Source organism: Spelaeicoccus albus, from assembly GCF_013409065.1.
Classification (GTDB): domain Bacteria; phylum Actinomycetota; class Actinomycetes; order Actinomycetales; family Brevibacteriaceae; genus Spelaeicoccus; species Spelaeicoccus albus.
In genome coordinates, this window is the sequence record NZ_JACBZP010000001.1 from 706,638 (window position 1) to 729,281 (window position 22,644).

The 22,644-nt window shown below is 65.9% G+C and carries 24 protein-coding genes; 6 read left to right on the forward strand and 18 right to left on the reverse strand.

Annotation, left to right across the window (positions count from 1 at the left end):
- Positions 1-24: 24 nt before the first annotated feature.
- The 6 genes from BJY26_RS03405 to BJY26_RS03430 form a co-directional block, all read right to left on the reverse strand.
- Positions 25-2,091, reverse strand: coding sequence for a bifunctional copper resistance protein CopD/cytochrome c oxidase assembly protein (locus tag BJY26_RS03405; RefSeq protein WP_179425682.1), 2,067 nt, complete (start codon positions 2,089-2,091; stop codon positions 25-27).
- A gap of 214 nt (positions 2,092-2,305) precedes the next feature.
- Entirely contained in the window at positions 2,306-2,596 is a 291-nt protein-coding gene (locus tag BJY26_RS03410; protein ID WP_179425684.1) for an HU family DNA-binding protein, read from the reverse strand.
- Between the two features lie 45 nt (positions 2,597-2,641).
- Entirely contained in the window at positions 2,642-2,947 is a 306-nt protein-coding gene (gene rpsN / locus BJY26_RS03415; protein WP_179425686.1) for a 30S ribosomal protein S14, read from the reverse strand.
- The gene (rpmG, locus tag BJY26_RS03420; RefSeq protein ID WP_179425688.1) at positions 2,948-3,115 is read right to left on the reverse strand and encodes a 50S ribosomal protein L33; all 168 of its coding nucleotides are present in this window, start codon (positions 3,113-3,115) and stop codon (positions 2,948-2,950) included.
- A complete protein-coding gene (gene rpmB / locus BJY26_RS03425) occupies positions 3,115-3,351 on the reverse strand; it encodes a 50S ribosomal protein L28 (RefSeq protein WP_179425690.1) in 237 nt (78 codons plus the stop codon). Before rpmB ends, rpmG begins: the two co-directional genes overlap by 1 nt.
- Before the next feature lie 289 nt (positions 3,352-3,640).
- A complete protein-coding gene (locus tag BJY26_RS03430) occupies positions 3,641-4,939 on the reverse strand; it encodes an alpha/beta fold hydrolase (RefSeq protein WP_179425692.1) in 1,299 nt (432 codons plus the stop codon).
- An 89-nt stretch (positions 4,940-5,028) separates the two neighbouring features.
- Here BJY26_RS03430 and BJY26_RS03435 point away from each other — a divergent pair, with 89 nt between their 5' ends.
- Entirely contained in the window at positions 5,029-5,859 is an 831-nt protein-coding gene (locus BJY26_RS03435) for a flagellar basal body-associated FliL family protein (protein ID WP_179425694.1), read from the forward strand.
- 48 nt (positions 5,860-5,907) lie between these two features.
- Here the strand turns inward: BJY26_RS03435 and BJY26_RS03440 are convergent, their stop codons facing one another.
- From BJY26_RS03440 to pdhA, 4 genes are all read right to left on the reverse strand, one after another.
- Entirely contained in the window at positions 5,908-6,324 is a 417-nt protein-coding gene (locus BJY26_RS03440; RefSeq protein ID WP_179425696.1) for a Fur family transcriptional regulator, read from the reverse strand.
- Positions 6,325-6,514: 190 nt separating this feature from the next.
- A complete protein-coding gene (locus BJY26_RS03445) occupies positions 6,515-7,906 on the reverse strand; it encodes a dihydrolipoamide acetyltransferase family protein (RefSeq protein ID WP_179425698.1) in 1,392 nt (463 codons plus the stop codon).
- A gap of 19 nt (positions 7,907-7,925) precedes the next feature.
- The gene (locus BJY26_RS03450) at positions 7,926-8,900 is read right to left on the reverse strand and encodes an alpha-ketoacid dehydrogenase subunit beta (protein WP_179425701.1); all 975 of its coding nucleotides are present in this window, start codon (positions 8,898-8,900) and stop codon (positions 7,926-7,928) included.
- Between the two features lies 1 nt (position 8,901).
- Complete coding sequence (gene pdhA, locus BJY26_RS03455) at positions 8,902-10,056, reverse strand: pyruvate dehydrogenase (acetyl-transferring) E1 component subunit alpha (RefSeq protein ID WP_237249181.1); 1,155 nt, start codon at positions 10,054-10,056, stop codon at positions 8,902-8,904.
- 448 nt (positions 10,057-10,504) lie between these two features.
- On the opposite strand from pdhA, the gene BJY26_RS03460 reads away from it, so the two are divergent.
- Positions 10,505-10,912: a phage holin family protein gene (locus BJY26_RS03460; RefSeq protein ID WP_179425703.1), complete on the forward strand. Its 408-nt coding sequence runs from the start codon at positions 10,505-10,507 to the stop codon at positions 10,910-10,912.
- Here BJY26_RS03460 and BJY26_RS03465 read toward each other — a convergent pair.
- From BJY26_RS03465 to BJY26_RS03475, 3 genes are read right to left on the reverse strand one after another with little or no spacing between them, the layout of a single operon-like run.
- On the reverse strand, positions 10,860-12,458 hold the full coding sequence (locus BJY26_RS03465) for a hypothetical protein (protein ID WP_179425705.1): 1,599 nt from the start codon (positions 12,456-12,458) through the stop codon (positions 10,860-10,862). The genes BJY26_RS03460 and BJY26_RS03465 overlap by 53 nt on opposite strands.
- Positions 12,459-12,488: 30 nt before the next feature.
- Positions 12,489-13,115: a hypothetical protein gene (locus BJY26_RS03470; protein WP_179425707.1), complete on the reverse strand. Its 627-nt coding sequence runs from the start codon at positions 13,113-13,115 to the stop codon at positions 12,489-12,491.
- Positions 13,115-13,372: a hypothetical protein gene (locus BJY26_RS03475; protein WP_179425709.1), complete on the reverse strand. Its 258-nt coding sequence runs from the start codon at positions 13,370-13,372 to the stop codon at positions 13,115-13,117. Before BJY26_RS03475 ends, BJY26_RS03470 begins: the two co-directional genes overlap by 1 nt.
- A 134-nt stretch (positions 13,373-13,506) precedes the next feature.
- Between BJY26_RS03475 and purB the strand changes: the two genes are divergently transcribed.
- A complete protein-coding gene (gene purB, locus BJY26_RS03480; protein WP_179425711.1) occupies positions 13,507-14,916 on the forward strand; it encodes an adenylosuccinate lyase in 1,410 nt (469 codons plus the stop codon).
- 57 nt (positions 14,917-14,973) lie between these two features.
- Here purB and BJY26_RS03485 read toward each other — a convergent pair whose 3' ends face one another.
- The 4 genes from BJY26_RS03485 to BJY26_RS03500 form a co-directional block, all read right to left on the reverse strand.
- Positions 14,974-15,738: a response regulator gene (locus BJY26_RS03485; RefSeq protein WP_179425713.1), complete on the reverse strand. Its 765-nt coding sequence runs from the start codon at positions 15,736-15,738 to the stop codon at positions 14,974-14,976.
- Positions 15,731-17,473: a sensor histidine kinase gene (locus tag BJY26_RS03490; protein ID WP_179425715.1), complete on the reverse strand. Its 1,743-nt coding sequence runs from the start codon at positions 17,471-17,473 to the stop codon at positions 15,731-15,733. The genes BJY26_RS03485 and BJY26_RS03490 overlap by 8 nt, the downstream gene beginning before the upstream one ends.
- Positions 17,474-17,711: 238 nt before the next feature.
- Positions 17,712-18,518: a family 1 encapsulin nanocompartment shell protein gene (locus BJY26_RS03495; protein ID WP_179425717.1), complete on the reverse strand. Its 807-nt coding sequence runs from the start codon at positions 18,516-18,518 to the stop codon at positions 17,712-17,714.
- A 2-nt stretch (positions 18,519-18,520) separates the two neighbouring features.
- Positions 18,521-18,937 carry a ferritin family protein gene (locus tag BJY26_RS03500; protein WP_237249182.1) on the reverse strand — a complete coding sequence of 139 codons (417 nt, stop codon included), beginning with the start codon at positions 18,935-18,937 and terminating at the stop codon, positions 18,521-18,523.
- 142 nt (positions 18,938-19,079) lie between these two features.
- Between BJY26_RS03500 and BJY26_RS03505 the strand changes: the two genes are divergently transcribed.
- Genes BJY26_RS03505 through BJY26_RS03515 form a run of 3 tightly spaced genes read left to right on the forward strand, consistent with a single transcriptional unit; the run spans position 19,080 to position 21,947 of the window.
- Positions 19,080-19,391 (forward strand): metal-sensitive transcriptional regulator, encoded by a 312-nt coding sequence (locus BJY26_RS03505; RefSeq protein WP_179429748.1) that lies wholly within the window; start codon positions 19,080-19,082, stop codon positions 19,389-19,391.
- A gap of 55 nt (positions 19,392-19,446) precedes the next feature.
- Positions 19,447-19,659 (forward strand): heavy-metal-associated domain-containing protein, encoded by a 213-nt coding sequence (locus BJY26_RS03510; protein ID WP_179425719.1) that lies wholly within the window; start codon positions 19,447-19,449, stop codon positions 19,657-19,659.
- Positions 19,656-21,947 carry a heavy metal translocating P-type ATPase gene (locus BJY26_RS03515; RefSeq protein ID WP_179425721.1) on the forward strand — a complete coding sequence of 764 codons (2,292 nt, stop codon included), beginning with the start codon at positions 19,656-19,658 and terminating at the stop codon, positions 21,945-21,947. The genes BJY26_RS03510 and BJY26_RS03515 overlap by 4 nt, the downstream gene beginning before the upstream one ends.
- Here the strand turns inward: BJY26_RS03515 and BJY26_RS03520 are convergent.
- Complete coding sequence (locus BJY26_RS03520; protein WP_179425723.1) at positions 21,940-22,572, reverse strand: TetR/AcrR family transcriptional regulator; 633 nt, start codon at positions 22,570-22,572, stop codon at positions 21,940-21,942. The genes BJY26_RS03515 and BJY26_RS03520 overlap by 8 nt on opposite strands.
- Positions 22,573-22,644: the final 72 nt, after the last annotated feature.

Below are 22,644 nucleotides of genomic sequence, written 5' to 3' on the forward strand. Positions count from 1 at the left end.
GGCCCGCAGAGTCGGACCACGGGGTCAGGAGGGGAAGGATCCGTCGCGACCGGTCCGGCCCGCGGCGGCACTCACGGCCATGGCGGCCACCGGCACGATGCCGACGGCGAGGGCGAACAAGCCGCCGCGCTGTTGGTCCCCTATCGCGTCGGGGCCCCACGGGCGGCCGGTGTTGCCGAACCAGTCCCCGTCGAGCAGCACAGTCGAGTGCATCAGGTAGATCCCCAGCGCCGCGACCGCGCAGGCCATTCCGATCGCACACGCAAGGCGCACCGCGCGGCCGGCACCGGACCGAGCCGCCGGATCGACGGCGAGCACCGACTGGGCGAACAGGTACCCGACCACCAGGAAGTACCACACCATGACCTCATGGCCGACGTGATTGGCGACCGCGAGATTCAACAGCGGCGAGAAGTAGAAGACGGCGATGCTGGCGGCCAACACGATGGCGGCCGTGACGGGGTGGACCAGCAGCCGCATCACCGCCGATCCCGTCATGCCGAGGATCCATTCGCGCGCGCCGCGGCTGCCGTCTCCGCGCGGGGCCGCCGATTCGGCAAGCAAGGTCACCGGCGCAGCGGCGGCCAAGAGGGCGGCGGCGACGAACGCGATGAGGAAATGCGCGGCCATATGCGAGCCGAATAGCACCACTCCGTAAACTGCCGGCGCGCCGGAGGTGGCGTAGACCAGCACTGCCAGGCCCAGCGTCCACGCGACTGCGCGTCGGATCGGCCATGTGCCGGCGCGCCTGCGAACCGCGTAGACGGCGCGCCAATACACGATGAGCGCGATCACGGCCACGACCGCCCACAGCAGATCCAAACGCCATTGCGTCAGCCAGTGCAGCGGCGTGAGCTCCGGCGGCAACGGATATCCGGTGAGAGTCTCCGCGGCCGACGGCGAACTCGGCGGCGCTTGGCCGGCGGGTTTGGCCGACCGTGACAGGGCGACTGCCGCCCCGCTGGCCAGCCCCAGCAACATCATCTCGCCCGCGACGAACCGCCAGAACAACGCGCGCGCGGACGACGTCCGGACGGCGGGTGCGGCCGACGACGTCCGGCCTGCGGGTGCGGCCGGAGCGCCTGCCTTCCGGCTGCCCGACAGGATGCTCGGCGCGGCGGCGTCCGGATCCTTCTTGAGTCGGGCGATGATGAATTCACGATGCCACCAGCCAATGAATCCCAGCAGGATCATGGCGATGGCCTTGACGATGATCAGGGCGCCGTAACGGCTGACCATGCCGGCCCACGAGCCGACCTGGACGTACGACGTCGAAATGCCGGACACCGCGACGAGGCAGTAGGCGAAGATGGCGATGGACGAATAACGCTCCACGATCGCGCCGATGTCGCGTCCGAGCAGGGATGCGGCGAGAGTCAACGCGATCAGGCCGCCGAACCAAATGCTCACGCCGGCGATATGCAGCCCGATCGACGAGACCGCGAGGTTGTGGTTGGAGGCGTCCGCTGCGTGTCCGGTCAGGGCCTGCGGTAACAGCCCGAACAGGGCCAGCACGGTCAACACCAGCACGCCGCCGTGCGATCGGACGCCGAACACCGCCGTCGACACGATGGCCGCCATGATGAGCGCGATCAGCCAGTAGGTCCCCGCATCGACGCCGGTGATGTACACGCCGAGCTGGGCCGAGAAATTGCCCGATCGCAGGGCTTGGCCGCCGACCGTGTCGATATAGCCGAGCAGGAGCATGCCGATGGCGGACAACGTCCACACGATCGAGGCGCCGCTGGCCAGTCCCAGCAAGCGGAGCCAGGCCGGGTTGAGCGCACTGCCGGGCGCCGCGCTGCGACTGCGCGGCACCACGACGGCGGCCAGGAGGAGGGAGCCGATGGTGACTGCGACCGAGATGTTGTAAGCCAGGTTGACGACCGGGAGCGACCAACGGACCAGCGCGCCCGGGTCGTCAACGACCGATGCTGCGGCAGCGCCGGTGTACAGCAACCCGACGATCAGCATTCCCACGGCAATGACCGCGCCGATCAGGATGCCGAGCAGGGCGCTGTCCGGGAACCGTGCTCCGACGTCCGGCGACGTCCGGCGCGTGCGCGGCGTCTTCGTCGATTCAGAGGTCATCGACGCCGACCGGGCAGAGGGCACTGAAGCATATGTTAAGAATAGTCGTCTTCTACAGGTCGTCGAATTCGGCGGTGCGGCCGGCACCGTTCCATGCGGCGTCCGCCGTTACGGGGACGGCGCGGCGTCCGGCGTAATTTCCCGCCTGAAACGAACGTCAGGCGGCCACCCGAATGGGGTGACCGCCTGACGTGAAAAGGAGCGACGCGAGTTACTACTTCGCGACAGCGGCCTTCAGCTTGCTGCCGGCCGAGATCTTGACCGAGTGGCCGGCCTTGATCTGGATGGTTTCACCGGTCTGCGGGTTACGGCCCGTGCGGGCGGCACGCGAGGTGCGCTCGACGGAAAGCCAGCCGGGAATGGTGACCTTTTCGCCTTTGGACACCGAGGTCGAGAAGACGTCGAAGACGCCGTCCAGAACGTCGCTTACCTGCTTCTGGGTGACGCCAGCCTTTTCGGCGACCTCTGAAACGAGTTCACTGCGGTTCTTAGCCTTATCAGCCATGTAACTAGTCCTCCTTCAGGACGCTAACGTTTAGCAGTTGCTAACTTACCAGCTTGACTTGGTAATACCGGGAAGTTCGCCCTTATGGGCCATGTCCCGGAAGCGTACACGGGAAAGACCGAACTTGCGCAAGGTGCCACGCGGACGGCCGTCGATCTGATCGCGATTACGCAGGCGAACCGGCGAGGCATCGCGGGGGAGCTTCTGCAGGCCGAGACGAGCGTCTTCGCGCTGTTCATCGGTGCTGTCGGGGCTCACGAGCGCGCGCTTGAGTTCCAGGCGCTTCTCGGCGTAACGGGCAACGACCTCGGCACGCTGCTGGTTACGGGCAATCTTGGACTTCTTCGCCATTTAGCGTTCCTCCCGGAATTCTACGTGCTTGCGGATCTTCGGGTCGTACTTCTTCAAGACCAGACGATCCGGGTTGTTGCGACGATTCTTGCGGGTCACATAGGTGAACCCGGTTCCGGCGGTCGACTTCAGCTTGATGATCGGGCGGATATCCTGTGCTTTGGCCATTAGAGCTTCACGCCCTTGGCGACGAGCTCGCCGACGACGACATCGATTCCGCGGGCATCGATCACTTTGATGCCCTTGGCGCTAAGGTTCAGCGTGACGTTGCGGCGCAACGACGGAACCCAATAACGCTTCTTTTGAATGTTCGGGTCGAAGCGACGCTTGGTGCGTCGGTTCGAGTGCGACACATTGTGGCCAAAGCCGGGCTTAGCCCCGGTCACCTGGCAGTGCGCTGCCATGACTTTCCTCCAGTTCAAATTACGACGATTACACGCCCCATAAGTGGTTCGTGTTCGTCAAACGCGATATCTCGACCCGGATCGGGCCGTGCCGGTCCGGCACGACAATCCGGCCGGAAACGCGGATATCTCTCGGCACATCACGGAAGACGAAGCCATCCGAATCGTTCCGGCGGCTTCAAAGTCCGGGGGTATACACCGATGAGCGACGAGCGGGTCCCACCACTACGACAACGCTTAATGCTAGATTCCGCGGGCCTGTTAAGGCAAATCACGCGCCCCGCGCCCGCTATGGCCGGAGGGGTCCGCCAAAGTCGTTCACCGTTTTGATCAGTCTATCAAGTGCGCCCTCGCCAATACCGTCATGCTCGAATTCGTTCGTCACCCAGGCGCGAGAGTTGCCGACGGACGCCGCGGTTTCCAGCTGGAGGCCGGAATCGACGTACATGTCGTCGTAATACACCGCTGCCGCTACCGGCACCTCGTTGCGCGCCAGCTGCCGGGAATCGTAGAGGTCCGGCCAATCGTCGCGTGCGGCCAGCACGTCGACGGCGGCTCGGAACGGCCGCAATGCTTTGATCTCGTCGAACATCCACGGATAGATCATCTCGCCGGTGAACGGAAGCGGACGACGTCCGGCGTCACAGTCTGCCGGACGCATCCGGTCCGCCGCCCAGCTCGTCGGCCCGGTGGCTTGCCCCGCGTAAATGCTCTCGTGCATGACCGCATACATCGGATTGGTCAGGTAGCTCGTGCGGGCGAGCACGGCGGCCAGGAACGTGTCGGACAGTTCGCCGCTCGCGGCGCCGTCCGCGCCCGTCCGCAATGCCGTGTCGAACAGCCAGTGCATCCGCTCGTAGCCCGGTTTCATGCCGAAATCCTGGCCGAGAGTCTGCAATCGGCGCACCGAAAGTTCGTCGCCGTCCGGAAGTCGGACGCCGCCGGCCGCCACGATATCGGCCACCCGGCCGGCGCGTTCGACGTCGTCGGGGTAGCGAGAGTAGTACTCGGCGGTCTTGGCGGCCACGCGCGGGTAGGTGTGGCGGTACACAGTTGCAGCGTCCGTGTTCAACCCCGCCAACCCGCCCGTCACATAACAGGCGGCGAGCGCTTCGGGAGCGTGCGACAGATAGGTCAGCGTGACGAAACCGCCGTAGCTTTGCCCGAGTGTCTCCCACCGGCGGCCGCCGAAATCGGTGCGGCGCAGGTGTTCGGCGTCCCGCACTATCGAATCGGCACGGAAGTGGGAAAGGTAGTTCGCGCCGGCCTCGCCGCCCATTGCGCCGATCAACGCGGCGTCCACCGGAGTGCTTCGCCCGGTGCCGCGTTGGTCGAGCAGGACGACGCGGTGCGTCTTCAAGGCGGTGGCCAGCCAGCCGGACCGGCTTTGGGGTCGCGGACCCGCGCCGCCCGGGCCGCCCTGCAAGAAGAGCAGAATCGGCAGGTCGTCCGTCCGGCGGGCCGGGTCGACGATTTCCCGCGCGAAGACGGTGATTGACGCGTCCGCAGGGGCGTTCCAATCCAGCGGCACCTCGACCGTATGGTCCAGCATCAGCATGCCGGGAGCGGTATTGCGAGAGATGATCATGCCGTCCAGTGTTTCGCATCGGAACGGGCACCGCCACGCGCACCCGGGTATGATCCCTAAAGAAATCGTCGTCGGCCCGAAGAGTCCATGTGAGCAGCAACATCCCGCCGCCGCCCAGTCGGCCCCCGGAATTTCCCGGGCCCGGCCGTCCGGACGAGCCGAATCGTCCGGAGGAGCCGGCCCCCGAGCCGACTGGCACCGGAGCAACGAGCGCCGGAGCAACGAGCGCCGGAGCAACGAGCGCCGACTATGCGTCGTCCGGCGTTGCCCACGAGGAGCCGACGCCGTTCCCGACGACGTCGAAACCCAAGGGCCCGCGCCAGCCCGGCCGGGAGCCGAGGGCGTCGCGCCGGACGCTGATCATCGCCGCAGTTATCGTGCTTGTCTTACTGGCCGGCGGGTCGGGGTGGGCGATCGGAACTTTCGGCGGCGATGGCGACGGGCACGCCGAGGCCGCATCGCCGGCGACGACGAGTTCGACGGAGTCCGCGGGCGAGACGCCGACGACGTCGTCCAAGGCTCCGAAGCCGACCACGACACCGAAAAGCGCATCGGCGAAATTGAGGAAAGTCGTCAAAGACGATCGCGCTACCGCGAAGTCCGAGCTGAACAACAAGTGGGTGCCGCAGGTAGGTTCAAAGCGCACCGGGATGAAGGTCGGCGACACGACCTGGACGAACAAGAAGATCTGGCGCTCGTTCGAGAAGACCAAAGATAAGTACCCCGACGCGTTGCTGCTGCGTTCGGAGGACTGGAAGTCGTTCCGGCTGAGCAATTTCTGGGTGACAGTCATCAACAAGCCGTACGACAATCCGGACGACGCGCTGGACTGGTGCCGCTCCCACCACTTGGACGGCGAGCACTGCTACGCCAAACGGATCAGCAATTCACACGGCCCGGATTCGAGTTCGAAGCACTGACCTCGCCTCGCTGACCGGTTCGAGGACGTTGCTCGCCGGCGGGTGGGCTTACCGGCGTTTTGCCGAGCATTCGGCGCACAGGCCGAACACTTCAACCGTGTGTTCGAAGTCCGTGTACCCGTACTTTCCGGCGACCTTCTTCGCCCACGATTCCACTTCCGGGGCATCGATTTCGACTGCCCGGCCACAATTGCGGCAGATCAGGTGGTGGTGGTGCTCCGGGCTGCACTGACGATAGAGAGCTTCGCCTTCGCCGGTATGCAGGGAGTCGATCTCACCGGACGACAGCATCGATTGCAGGTGCCGATAAACGGTGGCCAGCCCGATTGACGACCCGTTTTCGCGCAACGCGGCATGCAGATCCTGCGCGCTGATGAACCCGGAGCGCGAATTCAACACGTCGCGGACGGCGTCTCGCTGCGGGGACCGCCGGGTTCTGGCCGGCTCGTGGTTGGCGTTGCTCATGACCCCTCGATCATACGTGTCACGGCAGTGTCGGTTGCCGTTCGCCCAATTCCGCCCGCCGAGTGGTGGCGAACGGTCCCAGCGCCCCGCCGAGTGGTGGCGAATGGCTGCGAAATCGACGATTTCGCAGCCATTCGCCACCACTCCGTGACGGGTGTGCGTTGACCGGTGTGCGGCGGGCAGGACCGGGTCAGCTCAGCAGGATCGCCGGCTGTTCCAGCGCCCGGCCCAAATCCGCCAGGAACTTCGAAGCGACGTCGCCGTCGATGACCCGGTGGTCGGCCGAGAGGCCCAAGGTCGTGACGTCGCGCGGCACGACCTCGTCGCCGACGACCCATGGACGCTTACGGATCTGCCCGAACGCCACTATCGCCGATTCGCCCGGGTTGATGATGGGGGTTCCGGTGTCGACGCCGAAAACTCCGACGTTCGTGATGGTGATGGTTCCGCCGGTTTGGTCGGACGGCGGGGTCTTGCCGGATCGCGCCACCGACACCAGGTCGCCGATCGCGCTGCCCAGTTCCGTCAAGTTCATGACGTCGGCGTCCTTGATATTCGGCACGATCAGCCCTCGAGGCGTGGCCGCGGCGATGCCGAGGTTGACGTAATTCTTGATGACTATCTCATCGTCGGAGAACACCGAGTTGGTTGTCGGGTTGCGCTTAACCGCCCAGGTCACGGCCTTGGCCAAGATCAGCAGCGGCGACACCCGCGTGTCCTCGCCCAGTGCCTTCGACGCCTTGAGCTCGGCGACGAATTCCATGGTGCGCGTCACGTCCACGTCAAGGAACAAGCTCACGTGCGGCGCCGTGAACGCGCTCTTGACCATGGCCTGTGCCGTCATCTTGCGAACACTCTTCACCGGGATCCGCGTTTCGCGCTCGCCCCGTGCCGCGGCTGGTGCCGGTTTGACGCCGGACGCCGTGCCCGCGCCGGTCTGCGCGTCGTCGCCTGCTGCGGCTCCGGCGGCCGCGTTGACGTCGGCCCGCGTGACCTCGCCGTTAGCGCCGGTCGGGGTCAGGGCGGCTAGGTCGAGGCCGAGATCCTTGGCAAGCTTGCGCACCGGCGGCTTGGCCAGCGCATGACCGGAGCGTACCGGTACCGCCGCAGCCTCCACCGGGGCCGGCGCCGCCGGTGCCGCCGGGACAGCTGCCGCTGCAGGTTTTTGCTCGGCCGACTCTGCCGCCGGCGCCGCCGAGCTCGCTTTGCGGGCACGCCGGGTACGCGCGCCCGGTTTGGAGCCGTAGCCGACGAGCGTCGCTCCGGTCCCGTCGTCCTCGCTTGCCGGAGCGGCCGCCCCCGCGCTGCCCGACGCCGAACCATCACCCGACGGCGCATCGGCGCCATCGGTGACGAAGCTGACAATGGGCGATCCCACTTCAACGGTCTGGCCCTCATTGACCAGAAGCTCACCGATCACCCCGGCGTGCGGGGACGGTAATTCGACGAGCGATTTGGCCGTTTCAATTTCGACGAACACCTGGTTGACGCCCACCGTGTCGCCGGGTTTGACCTTCCACGACACGATCTCGGCCTCGGTCAGTCCCTCCCCCACGTCGGGGAGTGCAAAAATCTCTGCCACTTGGATTTTCCTTCGAGTTTCAGTACGCCATGGCACGGTCGACGCCGTCCAGGATGCGGTCAAGGTCGGGGAGGTAATGATCTTCCAGCCGCGACGGCGGATACGGCAGATGGAATCCGCCCACGCGCAGAACCGGCGCCTCCAGATGATAAAAACACTGCTCGGTCACTCGAGCGGCGATTTCGCCGCCGAGCCCGGAGAACACGGGTGCCTCGTGCGTGATGACGAGACGCCCCGTGCGCTTCACGCTTTCGGCGATCGTGGGCATATCGAGCGGGCTGAGCGAGCGCAGATCGAGCACCTCGATGTTGACGCCGTCCTGCTCGGCAGCGGCCGCGGCGTCCAGCGACGTCTGCACCAGCGGACCGTACGCCAGCAAAGTGACGTCCGACCCCGGTTTGACGACGCGTGCGGCGTGCATATCGCACGGCGGCTGCTCCAGATCGACGTCGCCCTTCGCCCAGTAGCGGCGTTTGGGCTCGAACACGATGACCGGGTCGTCGTCCTGAATTGCCTGCTGAATCATCCAGTAGGCGTCGTTCGCGTTGGACGGCGAGATGATGCGCAGCCCCGCGACATGGCTGAACAGCGCTTCGGGCGACTCGGAGTGGTGTTCGGGCGAACCGAGCCCGCCGCCGTACGGAATACGCAGGACGACGGGAACCTTCACGGTGCCCATCGAGCGGTTGGCCATTTTGGCCAGTTGCGTCACGATCTGGTCATAGGCCGGGAACACGAACCCGTCGAACTGGATCTCGACGACGGGACGGTACCCGCGCAGGCTCAGTCCGATCGCGGTGCCGACAATTCCCGATTCCGCCAGCGGCGTGTCGATCACGCGGTCGGGGCCGAAGTCCTTTTGCAACCCTTCGGTCACGCGGAAGACGCCACCCAGCGGGCCGATGTCCTCGCCCATGAGCACGACCTTCGCGTCGTCGTCCATGGCCTTGCGCATTCCGGCCGTAAGAGCTTTGGCGATCGCCAGCTTTTCCATCTCAGTCGACCTCCCCTTCGGAGGCAAAGGATTCCAAATAGTCGGTCATCCAGGCCTTTTCCTCATCGACGAGCGAATGCGGGCCGTTGTACGCGTGCTCGAACATTGACGTCGGGTCGGGGTCGGGCATGTTCACACAGGCCGATCGGACTCGGGCAGCGAGTTCGTCGGCTTCGTCGTCGACGGCCGTGAAGAATTCCTTGTCGGCGATGCCGTCGGTCTCGAGCAGGATTCGCAGTCTGTCGATCGGGTCCCGGCGGCGCCACACCTCGACGTCCGCTGCCGTGCGGTACTTGGTCGGGTCGTCGGCGGTGGTGTGGGCGCCCATCCGGTACGTGAACGATTCGACGAGTCGCGGGCCTTCGCCGGCACGAACCCGTTCGAGGTTTGCCTGAGTGACTGCGTACACGGCCAGGACATCATTGCCGTCCACGCGCACGCCGGGGACTCCGAATCCCTCGCCGCGGCGGTACAGCGGAATCCGCGTTTGCCGGGACAGCGGCTCGGAGATCGCCCATTGGTTGTTCTGACAGAGGAAGAGCACCGGCGCGTTGTAGGACGCCGCAAAGACGAGCGCCTCGTTCATATCGCCCTGTGACGTCGCGCCGTCGCCGAAGAACGCCATCACGGCAGTGTCGCGGTCCGGATCGCCGGTGCCGACTGCTCCGTCGCGCTGCACGCCCATCGCATAGCCGACGGCGTGCAGGGTCTGCGAAGCGATGACGATGGTGTAGAGGTGGAAGTTGTTCTCGGTCGGGTCCCAGCCGCCGTGACTGACGCCGCGGAACATCCCCAGCAGGGTTTCGGGCGGCACGCCGCGCATCATTGCCACACCGTGTTCGCGATAGGTCGGAAAGATGTAGTCCTGCGGCCTGGCGGCCAATCCGGTACCGATCTGGGTGGCCTCTTGACCGAGCACCGGCGCCCACAGCCCAAGTTGACCTTGTCGCTGTAACGCCGTTCCTTCATTGTCGACACGGCGCACCAACACCATTTGCCGGTAGAAATCGCGGAGCTTGGCGTCATCGACGTCGTCCAAATACTTGCCGTATTCCGGGTCGTCGACGCGTGTACCCTCCGGAGTGAGCAGTTGCACCATCGGCACCTCGTCGGTGCCGCCCGGTGCCGGGGCGTTTGAGCTTGTCGCAATGCTCATCGGGACTCCTTCGTCCAAGCCGAACAGCTCGGGATCGCCGTCTGCTCATGCAATTGATTCGTGTTCCGGCCGATAGCGTGGTGGGCCGCGGCCGGTGGAGTTGTCCTGCGGTCTATGAAGTTGTGCGGCCGTGCGTCTGTGAAGGCGATCACAGGCCTACTTCTACAGTAGCCAATGTTAACCGCGGTTAACAAAACGGTGCCGCGGCGCAGGGCTCGTCTATAGAAAATCGCAACCATTCCTCTACCGTAAAGTGCCCGGACGCTAACTTCGGCATCGGAAATGACCAGTGTTTGGCACCGGGCTTGTCAGGCAGGTCACAAATCGTTGGACGGGCGAGTGTTTCCCCCTTCTGCTCGCGCGTGTGGTTCTCGCTCGGCGGCAACTCACCGGAGGTACCCGGCCGATTTTCAGGCAACGCGGACTTCGGCCGTGTCACACTGGGAAGATGCGATTCCTGCTTCAAGTTCTCATCTGCGCAGTGGCGCTCTGGGTAGCGGCATGGATTCTGCCCGGCGTGGCGATCGCCCCGCCCTCGGACGCCTCGGGCACGGGTGCCACCGTGATCAGTTACTTGGTCCTCGGCCTCATCTTCGGGCTGGTCAACACGATCGTGAAACCGATAGTTAAGTTCATCACGGGCATCGCATATATTTTGACGCTCGGCTTGTTCACGCTGATCGTCAACGGCCTCATGCTCGAACTCGTCGCGTGGCTGGCGGGCTTCACGCCGCTGACCTTCGTGATCGACCATTTCTTCTGGGACGCCATTCTGGCGGCGATCATCGTGAGCATTGTCAGCTTCATCGGCTCGATGCTCGTCGGTCACCGGGATAAGGGCGCGGTCGCGGCGTAGGACGCCGTCCGGCAGGCTCGTCGCTCCCCGATTCGGACGGCGCACCCGCCGCCAAGCTCGGCGAACCCGGCGAACCCGCCGGCACTCGGGTCGGGGTGAAATCGAAGCTTGTCGACTTGCCGCCGCCGAAGAATCCCGCGTTGGCAGCCAACCACGCCGCGACAGCCGGCGGCGGGCTGCGACGGATCATGTCGATAGTTCTCGCATACTTCGCCGCTGCATGGGCCCCGGCCGCACCGTCACCCGTCCGCGGTAGTCGGCGGGTCACGGTCGTCCAGTGCGTACGGTCCGGATTGTCCGCGCCGTCGAGATTTGGCACGACATCCCGATCATGTTCGACGGCGAGGACGCGAACATCCCGCGGTATCGGGAAATCGGCAATCGGCGCGCCGACCGACACTATCGATTTGACCGAATATTTCCGCCGGAACGCCGGGTCCGATGCAAGCCCGGCCGCAGTGATGCCGCCCTGGCTATACCCCACCAGCATGATCGGATCGCCCCGTTTCAACCCGGGCACGCGTGCGAGAGCATCGGCGACGGCGCGCTCCATGGCACTACGCCGCGCGGCCATCCCCGTGACGTTGGTGGTCAGGTCGGTCGGCATCGAGCCGGCGCGCGGCGACCAGTCCTGAGTGGCGGGGATCTCGACGATATAGGCGTGCCCTGAACCGGTCGCGACCCGCTCGATCCGGATGTGCCCCGGACGCGGATCGCTTTGGGCATCCGTGCGCGCGAACAGGTCGGACAGATCCGTCGGCCCGTTCGCCGGCGCGGGCACGCGGCCGCGGCTCGGTCTCACCCGCACGTCGGTGGGGCGCAAGAGGCCGAGAGGCGCACCCAACGCCAGGGCCAACCGGGCCAGGGACGGCGTGTCGTGCGGCCACGGGGGTTCGCTCGGAAACCCGGGCACGTCCGGCCCGGGCGGCGGCATGCCGATCAAACCGTCCACGAACCCCGGAGCTACGGCGATCATCTGCGAAATCCGACCGGCGGACCGGGACGCGACCTCGCTGAGTGCGCGCACGGCGTCCGGATGATCGTGTAACCATTTGGCCGCGTGCGCGGGTCCGCCATGGGTCGCCCACCAGGCCGCCGCGGCAATCGTGACCTGCCCGGGCGGGGTGAGAGCGGCGACGGTTGCGGCTGTCGCTACGTTCGCGATCGCCACGCGGGTGGCGAATCCGGCAGCGTACGCGGCGTTCGACCGGACAAGCGACCATCCTCCGGCAATCGCCGACTCGGTACCGCGATATGCCGTCGCCGCCGCAGCGAGTGCTGCCGCTATCGCTTCGACTTCCGCCGTGACCACGCCGAGCCGAACCGTCGCCGTCACGACCGCCGCTTCGGCTCTGCCGAATTCGACGGGCGCGGCAAGTTCATCGGCGAGATCGAGCACGCTCAGCCCGTCGCGGACGGCGTGCCCCGCCACTGCGCCGACGTCGGCCGCCGACCGGGACAGCACGCCCGCCGCGCGTTGCATATCGTCCATCGAGGCGCTGATCCCGGTCGATCCGCCCGTCACCGTGAGGTCGCGCGCGCTCATCGCGAACCCATTCTCATGGCGGTTCCCTCCTCATCGGGCATCGACCTTCCGGTCCGACGGCCCACCACCTTCGCCGCTGCCGTCGACGTCGTCGCGCTCGTCCGCGCACAGATCGGCGATCATTGTCTCGATGTCGGGGCGATCGGCGTGCCTGCGACGCCACGAAAACAGGCAGCACACGCTGTGAGCCGCCAGCCATGTCTTGTCGCGGCCCTTGGATCTCGGAACGATGGTGACGCCGACGTCGGCCCGGTCGTGTTGCTGCAATTGCCGGACGCCGTCCACTATCTCGCGCGGAAGCCCGGCGACCGGCATGGCGCACAACTGTACGCCCGGGCTCTGCGGAAACCGTGCCAGCTGGACGCGGGTGAGCCCGACCGCCAGCCCATACGTCACGGAGTACTCCCCCACCAGGAGGGTCTCCTTGGTTTGCGCGCGCACCGAGACGCCGACCGTCGAGAACTGGTGACACATCAACAGAAATCGCAGCGAGTCGAGCGAATCAGCCGGCAGGCCACCGGCCGGACCGTCCGCGTCCGGTGCCGGCACGCCGTCCGGACGTCGCACCGCGAACGATCGCGGCAGCTCGAGGCCGGGAATCGTCAGGGCCAGGTCGGCGAAGTCGCGGGCTGTCAATAATGCGCGGTGGACGCTCATCACGCGCCCTCCCGCCGCGCCTCGATGGCGCGGGCGTAGGCAGCGAGTGCGCCGGCGGCTTCGGACGCGTCGTCCGCGCACCGATCGATATCGGCCGCCACTGCTCGCAGGCGCCGGCGGAACGCGCCGGCCGCTTCCGATTCCCAGTCGACGGTGCCGGTCCGCCGGGCGTGCACGGCTGCGCGATGCACGTCGTGGGAGTAGCCGTGCCATCGGCGGGACTTGGCTCGCAGGTCGTCACTGCCGTCATTGCTCATGCGCCATATCGTTGCGCTCCCGGGCGTCGCCCGCCAGTGACAAAGTGCCAATTGTGGAAAATTCACCGCCAACGGCCGCCTGTGTACGCAACTCTCCGGCCCGGCCCGGCAGGGCCTGCGGATACGATGGGGGCATGCCTGACCGACGCTCTCTTGCCGCCATCACGCCCCCCATCGCTCTCGGACCGGTCGACGGCCGGTATCGCCGCGAAACAGCCCCGCTCGTCGACCATTTGTCGGAGGCGGCTCTCAATCGCGAACGCGTCCACGTCGAGGTCGAATGGCTGATCTACTTGACCGACAATCAAGTCGTGTCGGGCGCCAGACGGCTCGAGGACGACGAAAAGGTTCAGCTGCGCGCGCTCGTTTCCGATTTCGACGAGAATTCGATCGAGGCACTTGCGACATTCGAACGCGAGACGGTGCACGATGTGAAGGCAGTCGAGTACTACATCAAGAACACGCTGACGCATTTGGGAGCCGACGATGTCAGCGAACTCGTGCATTTCGCGTGCACCAGCGAGGACATCAACAACTTGGCGTACGCGCTGAACGTCAAGGGCGCCGTCACCGAGGCGTGGCTGCCGGCCGCCGATCGGTTGATCAGCGACCTGCAGACCATGGCCGAGGCGAACCGGGACCTGCCGATGCTTGCCCGCACGCATGGCCAGCCGGCCACGCCGACAACGCTCGGCAAGGAGCTCGCCGTCCTGGCCCGCCGGCTGGACCGACAGGCCACGAGAGTGCGTCGGGCCGAATTCCTCGGCAAGCTCAACGGCGCGACCGGCACCTACGGCGCACATCTGGCGGCGGTTCCGGACGCCGACTGGCCGACCATTGCACGCGGCTTCGTCGAATCACTGGGGCTCACGTTCAACCCGCTGACCACGCAGATCGAATCGCACGACTGGCAGGCGGAACTCTACGCCGACGTGGCCCGGTTCAACCGCGTGCTGCACAACCTCGCCACCGATATGTGGACGTACATCTCACTCGGCTACTTCGCGCAGGTCCGCGGGCAAGGGACCGTCGGCTCATCGACCATGCCGCACAAGGTCAACCCGATCCGATTCGAGAACGCGGAAGCCAATCTTGAGATTTCCTGCTCGCTGCTGGACACTCTGGGAGCCACGCTCGTGACGTCACGCATGCAGCGGGATCTGACCGACTCCTCCAGCCAGCGCAATATCGGCGTGGCGTTCGCTCATTCGCTGTTGGCATTGTCGAACGTGCAGCGGGGCCTGGCCGGACTCGACGTCAACCCGGACCGGCTCGCCGACGACCTCGATCAGAACTGGGAGGTGCTCGGAGAAGCCATCCAGTCGGCCATGCGGGCGGCCGCCGTCGCCGGAGTGCCCGGCATGGACCATCCCTATGAACGGCTCAAGGAACTCACCCGCGGACACCGAGTGGACGCCGTAGCGTTGGCCGAATTCGTGCGCGGGCTCGGGCTTCCGGCCGACGTGGAAGAGCGTCTTGCCTCCATGACCCCGGGCAGTTACATCGGGTTGGCGAGCACGCTGGTGGACCAAGCACGTCGCTGACCCGGTTCCCTCTGAAGTAGCCCCAACTTTCCCTTCGCCGGGTGGTGGATGGATAGTTCACGCCTCGTTCAACGAGTATTCGAGTTCCGGCCGCCCCGCGCTGCCGTACCGGCCCGAACGCACCACTCGGCCGCTCTCGGCAAGTCGCTCAAGATAGCGGCGGGCCGTCACGCGTGAGCAGCCGACGATTGCGGCCATCTCCGTGGCCGATACCGCGCCAAGCGCCGCGCCGGACGCCGTGGACGGCGATTGGCCCGAGCGGCCGTCGGCGCACGCCGCAGCCGTCCGATCCCTCAACGCATCGATGATCGCCGCGAGTGTTTCGCGCGCCAGGCCCTTGTCCAAGGTCGCGCCGCCGGGCGCGCGGAGTTTGCCCAGCGCCCTGTCCACTTCGGATTGCGTGAGATTCCCGCCGTCCGGAAGACTCGACCGGTATTCGGCGTAGGAAGCCAGCTTCTCGCGAAACGCCGGGAACGTGAACGGCTTGATCAGGTACTGCACGATCCCGGCAGTCATGGCCGATTGAACTATCGACAAATCGCGCGCCGCCGTGACGGCGATGACATCGACCGAACAGTCGGCGGCCCGGAGCCGCCGGCACAGTTCGAGTCCGTGCATATCCGGCAAATTCAAATCGAGCAGCACCAAGTCGATAGCCGATCCGGTCTCGTGGTCGGTGAGCACTTCCAAGGCTCGAGACGCCGTCCGGCAGTCCCCGGCCATGGCGAATCCCGGAAGGCGCCGCACGTACTCGGCATGCGCTGCCGCGGGAATTTCCTCGTCCTCCACGACGAGCACCCGCACCGGATCCGTATCAGCCATTGTCCTCCCCCTGCCACGCGTGAGACTCCGTCCGTCCGGAGTCCGCTGAGATCGATTCGGTCGCTCGCGCGGCGTCGCCCGGTACGCCGCCGTCCGGAACGAACACCACGAATTCGGCACCGCGCAACTCGTCACCGGCGGAATTCGCCGTGATGCGTCCGCCAAGGCGGCGGACTGCCTGAGCAACAAGGGCCAAGCCGATACCGCGGGATCCGATGCCGCGCGAACTATCGACCCTGTTCACCGCCTTCGACGTCCATCCGCGCTTGAATACGTCGTCCACGCTGTCGGCCGCAATACCCGGTCCGGAGTCGGCGGCCCGGATGAGCAGGCCGTCCGGCTCGGCACTGAGCGTCAACCGGACGATCCGCGGGGCATCGTGCTCGGCGACGGCGTCGAACGCGTTATCAAGTAGATTGCCGAGAATCGTCACGAGTTCGCGGGCCGCGGGTAGCCGGGACCGGTCGAGGTCGCGTATCCGCAAGTCGAGGTCGATACCGCGCTCGTTGGCCAGCGCCGTCTTGGACAGCAGTAGGGCGCTGACCACCGGTTCGCCGACGTCGCGCAGCAATTGGTCCGTCAGGGCCTGCGGCATAGCAAGCTCGTCAGTCGCGAATTCAATGGCCTCGTCGCTGCGGCCCAACTCGATCAACGACACCATGGTGTGCATCCGGTTGGCGAATTCGTGCGCTTGCGAACGCAACGAGTCGGCGAAACTCTTGACCGAATCGAGTTCGCCGGCCAAGGACTGCAGTTCGGTGCGGTCGCGCAGCGTGACGACGGTGCCCGACCATCCCGGCGTCGGCGAGCCGGCGCCGCCGCCGTCGGACTGGTTGACGACGAGGACGCGGGTCTTCGTCAAGTGAATTTCATCAATTGCCGGACGGCGGCTGGCCAGGAGTTCGCGCAGCGATTCGGGCAGCGACACGTCGTCCAGCGGAAGGGGCCTGCCGCCTTCAGGCGGCAGTTCGAGCAAGCGCGTCGCCTCGTCGTTGCGCAGCACTATCCCCAGACCCGGTTCCGTCAGTAATAATCCCTCGCGCACGGATCGCAGCACCGACTGGTAGTAGTTGAACATCCGTCTGAGGTCATGCGCGCCGAAGTCGCCGGTGATGCGTCGCACGATGCGCGAGACGAACCAGCTGATCAGCACACCGATCGCGAACACGATCACTGCCAAAGCAACTATCCACCCCAGCTGTCCTTCGAATTCGGCGTTGAGATTGCGCACCGTGACTCCGGCCGTGACCAGCGCGATCACGTTTCCGCCGGAATCGGTGATCGGTGAGACCGACCGCACGCTCTCGCCGCGGGATCCGTCGAATTCTTCGGTGAACGTCGTGCCGTGCAGCGCGGGCTCGAACCCGCGGATCATTTTCTCGCCGATCGCGCTCCGATCGGTGTGGGTGTACCGGATGCCCTCCGTGTTGAAGATCGTCACGAAATCCATGCCGTTGTCCCGCGCCATCCGTACGGAATACGGCTGGAGCGCGCTCGATGGGGCGCTGCCGTGCAGCGCTCGGACGACGGACGGCGCGTGCGAGACGGTCCGGCTCACCGCCACGGCCCGCTCGCGCGCCATATCAACGTTGTGGCTGCGCACGACTATCAGCATCGTGGCGGCCGTCATCCCGACGACGATCGCGATAGTGGCCATTTGCGCGACCAGAATCGCCGTCGGCACGCTGAGGTTACGCAGTCGGCGGTTCTTCACTGAGCTGCGACGACGGGGCATGCGTCAAGTCTGCCGTGAACTGAAGAAAAAACGAACCATTACCGAGAACACTATGAACACAAATTGGCCGGAACCCGGCAAACTGTCATGCTTCTCATAGCGGCTTAACCTCCACTAAGCCGCACGCGGGCAGGTTCCCCAGACCGCCCGCCGCGGTGGCGCAGTCGGCCGGCAACCGGCCGACACGCCATCCCCCTCGAGATCCGGCGCATCCCCCACCACTCGCCGGTCGGCGCGACTATTCCGCCGCAAGCACGACTGCGGCTTCGGGCGTGACTGCGCGAAAGTTGAACGACTGCTCCAAGTAGAACTGCACGTCGTCGCCGTCGTGGCGGTCGTATCCGACCGCGATATCCTGGCCGGATTCGAACAGGAAATCACCCCCGCTCACGCTGAGGACTGCGGCGCCGCGCACACCGGGCACCCACGCGATAGGTCCCCCGAGGATCTTCCGCAAATGGTCGAACAACGGGTAGCCGCCGTGCTCGGCCGTCTCGGTGACGGACGTGTAGTCGTCCGGACCGAGTGCGAGACCGTACGGTCCTGCAATACCGGTCTTCCGCAAGACTTCGACAGCCTTGGCCACGCGCTTGGGGTAGTCGTTGAAGTCCTCCACGCGCGGCACCGGCGTGTGCGGCGATACCTCCGAGATCCCTTGGATGCCGGCGTCCTTCCAGCCGTGGAAGACCGCCGTGTTCTCCGCCATGGCCATCGTCACCGCCGCGTCGTCGAGCGCGTCGAAGTCGATATCGTCGGCGCCCCGATCGGCGCCCAGCAATTCGTCACGGCTGAGCGTGAACGGCACGCGCACCTCGACAAGGGGAAGCACGCGTCGTCGAGCGCCGACCGCGCCGTCCACCGGCGCCGCGGCGAGCTTTTCGGTGCGCCCGAGATTGGTAGCCGAGTAATCCCAGCCGAGCGGGCCGGCGAAATCGATGAGCCTGCGCGCGCCCAAATTCGCCACGAGGCGCTCGGATGCTTCGGAGTCGATTTCCGCCCACGCGGCATCGCTGATCGGCGCGTGCGACCTCAACAGGTGATTCATGCTCACAGTCCTTGTCCTTTCGAGGAGTTCGTCACGGCGCCCTTCAAACCGCCGATTCCCAGGGAGACGTCCGCTGCTCCGCCCGTCTCCTGCTCGGAGTCTTCGCCGTTTGCGGCGGCTTCTGCTGCTTCACCGTGCCCGGCGATGTCGCCGGACGTGAACAGGATCCCTTGCGCGATCTGACGCCATTGCGGTTTGCGGCGCAACAGGAATTCCAGGTCCATGCTGAAGTGCTTGTATTCCTCGCCGAGCGAGTCGAGCATGACCGAGCGCGATTCCTCGTCGGTTTCCAGCGAAATGCGCTGCTCGTACCAGCCGATCGCTTCGGCTTCCTCGGTCAAATTGGCGCACATTCGTGCGAATGTGCGGGTTTCGGCCGACAATTCGTTTGCCGGCTCGTGGTACTGGTCGAACCCCATGGAGGCGCCCTCCTCGATCGAACGAGTCGTTCCAACGTACTGCTGACGATACGCGCCGCCACCGACATTCGCCCAGCCGGATTGGCCGGAAAAATTTATCCGATGCCGGAATACCCCTAGGGGGTATTGTGTTCCCATGACTATGACCGAACACGAGCACCCCAATCAGCCTCCATACGGGTACACCGACGACAAAGCGGCCTACCTGCGCCGTCTTGGCCGTATCGAAGGGCAGATCCGCGGCATCTCGCGCATGGTGGACGACGACAAGTACTGCATCGACATCCTCACGCAGATCTCCGCCGTCCGCTCCGCCCTGCAGTCCGTCAGCGTCGGACTGCTCGAAGAGCACATCGGCCATTGCGTGGTCGATGCCGCCAAGGCCTCCGACGAGGCCGGTAATGACAAGGTCACCGAAGCCTCCGCGGCAATTGCTCGGCTCGTCAAGAGCTGATGCGGCACCCGCGGATTCACCCACGCACACCACACGATCAAAAGGAGCACAGCGCATGACCACTGCCACCTACACCGTTTCCGGGATGACCTGCGAGCACTGCGTCCACGCCGTCACCGAAGAACTCACGGCCGTGCCGGGAGTCAGCAGCGTCGACATCGACCTCAACCCGGGCAACGACTCCCGGGTGAGTGTGACCTCGGAAGCCCCGCTCGACGTCGAGCAGGTGCGTGCCGCCGTCGACGAAGCCGGATACGACCTGAAATGAGCGAAGCCCGCACCGCGTCCCGCGCGGTCGATCTCGAGATCTCCGGCATGACCTGCGCCTCGTGCGCCACTCGGATCGAAAACCGCCTCAACAAGCTCGACGGCGTCACTGCCACCGTGAACCTGGCCCTTGAGACGGCCCGCGTCAATGCCCCGGAGGACACGCCGAACGATGCGATCATCTCGGCGGTCGAGGCCACCGGTTACGGCGCGTCCGTCGCCGACGATCCGCACGCCGTCGGGCATGCCGGGAACACGGCCGAGAGCCGGACGCCGGACGGCGAGTCCGACGTCTCCGGGCACGAAAGCGGCGGGCACGGCAGCCACGACCATATGGCCCACGACTACGATCCGCGCGGACTGAAGAAGCGCCTGGCGGTGTCGATAGTCCTGGCCGTGCCGGTTGCGGCGCTGTCGATGATCGGCGCCTGGCAGTTCCCGGGCTGGGAGTGGGTGGTGGCCGTTTTGGCGTTGCCGGTGGCCATCTGGGGTGCCTGGCCGTTCCACTCCGCTGCGGCAAAGGCCGCCCGCCACGGCAGTTCGACAATGGACACGCTCGTGTCGATCGGTATCACCGCCGCCACGCTGTGGTCGCTCTGGGCACTGGTGGTGCATGCTGCCGGCGGGTCCGGCGTGCACGTGTATTTCGAGGTCGCCGCAACCGTCACCGTATTCCTGCTGGCGGGACGCCTGGCCGAAGCATCGTCCAAACGCCGCGCCACATCGGCCTTGAAAGCGCTGTTGTCGCTCGGCGCCAAGGACGTCGCGGTCATCGACCACGACACCGCCGGCCGCCCCACCGAACGCCGCATTCCGATAGCCTCCCTTCAGCCCGGCGACTTGTTCGCCGTCCGGCCGGGCGAGAAGATCGCCACGGACGGCGTCGTCGTCGACGGCCATTCGGCGGTCGACGAGTCAATGCTCACTGGCGAGCCGGTACCGGTCGAGGTGTCGATCGACAGCGCCGTCACGGGCGCCACCATGAACACGTCGGGCCGGCTCACGGTCCGGGCGACTCGCGTCGGCTCCGATACGACCCTGGCGCAGATCTCGAAACTCGTCGCCGCGGCTCAGACCGGCAAGGCCCCCGTACAGCGGCTTGCCGACAGGATCTCGTCGATCTTCGTACCGACTGTCCTCGTCGTTGCCGCTGTGACAATTGTGGCGTGGCTGCTCATCACCGGCGACTGGACGCCCGCATTCACGGCGGGCGTCGCGGTGCTCATCATCGCCTGTCCGTGCGCGCTCGGATTGGCCACGCCGACCGCATTGGCCGTCGGCACCGGACGCGGGTCCCAGCTCGGCATCGTCATTCGGGGGCCGGAGGTGCTCGAGAGCACCCGCGATATCGACACGATCATGCTGGACAAGACCGGCACCGTGACCGAGGGTCGCATGTCGGTTGCGCGCACGACGCTATCGGCACCGGCTTTGCAGCTTGCGGCCGCGGCCGAATCGGGAAGCGAGCATCCGGTCGCCCGGGCCATCATCGACTACGCGGCAGCAGTGCCGTCGGAGGGCCGCGTGAGCGTCGACAAGTTCACGGGCCACCCCGGCGGAGGCGTCTCGGCCACCGTCAACGGTCACGGGGTGCTTGTCGGCCGCGCCGGATGGCTGTCCGAGCTCGGGGTGACAGTACCGGCGGACGCCGTCACCGGCGCGGATTCCGACCGGGCGCCGGGCAGCGCGCTCACTCCGGGCACGACGCTCGTGTTGGTGGCTATCGACGGCGACCTTGCCGGGTCGGTCAGCGTGACCGACCGGGTGAAGGACGGCGCCGCCGACGCGATTGCCCAATTCCTCCAACTGGGACTGCATCCGATTTTGCTCACGGGCGACAGGGAACAAGCGGCGCGGGCCGTGGCGGCGGAAGTCGGCATCGACGACGTGATTGCCGATGTACGCCCCGAGGACAAGGCGCGCGTGGTCGCCGACCGTCAGTCCGCCGGCGCCGTCGTGGCCATGGTGGGCGATGGCGTCAACGATGCGGCAGCCCTGGCAACCGCCGATCTCGGGCTTGCCATGGGCACCGGCACCGACGTGGCGATCGAGGCCAGCGACCTGACGCTGGTTCGCGGCGATCTGACTGTGGCGGCGGACGCCGTCCGGCTGGCTCGGCGCACTCTTTCCACCATCAAGGGCAACCTCTTTTGGGCGTTCGCCTACAACGTGGCTGCCATTCCGCTTGCTGCCGTCGGGCTGTTGAGTCCCATGTTCGCCGGCCTGGCCATGGCATTCAGCTCGGTGTTCGTAGTTCTCAACAGCTTGCGCCTCTACCGGTTCAAATAGCCGGTCTCTCCGGGGCGCCGGCGGACAAGAGCCGTGTCACCAGGTCGTCGAGCTGGCTGTCGAGGTCGGGCCAATTGAAAAGCGGCCGATTGGTGCGTAGCAAGATAATTCCGTGCAGCGCGCACCACGCCTGCACCGTGAACATCTCTGCCTGATCGTCGCCGACGACCTCCGCCAGCCGACCGCGGACGACGTCGAAAGCCGTTTGCCCGATGTAGTTCTCGGGCGAGCCGTCCGGCGGGACCGACAATTCGGACGTGAACCAGACCTGATACAGCCCCGGATGCGCGAAGGCGAAGTCCACATACGCCTGCACAAACGCCCGCACGCGCTCTCGGGGGCTGCCTTTGGCGTCGGCCGTCGCCGTCATCAAAACAGCGGATAGCCGATCGAACGCCTGCATCTTCACGGTGGCGGTCAACTCTTTCAACGAGTCGAAGTGCAGATAGATCGATGTCGGCGTCACGCCGACTTCGCGCGCCACTTTGCGCAGCGAGAGCGCCTTCGAGTCACCGGTTTCTTCCAGCATCCGGGCCGTGACGTCGAGAATTTCCTCGCGCAGCCGATCCCCGTCGCCGCGCCTGGCGGCCGGTCGGCGTCCGTCACCGGAGTCCACACGCGTCATACCGCTCCTATGGTTGACACCTGTAGCGCTACAGGTGTTATCTTAGTCATTGGGCTACATGTGTAGCCTAAC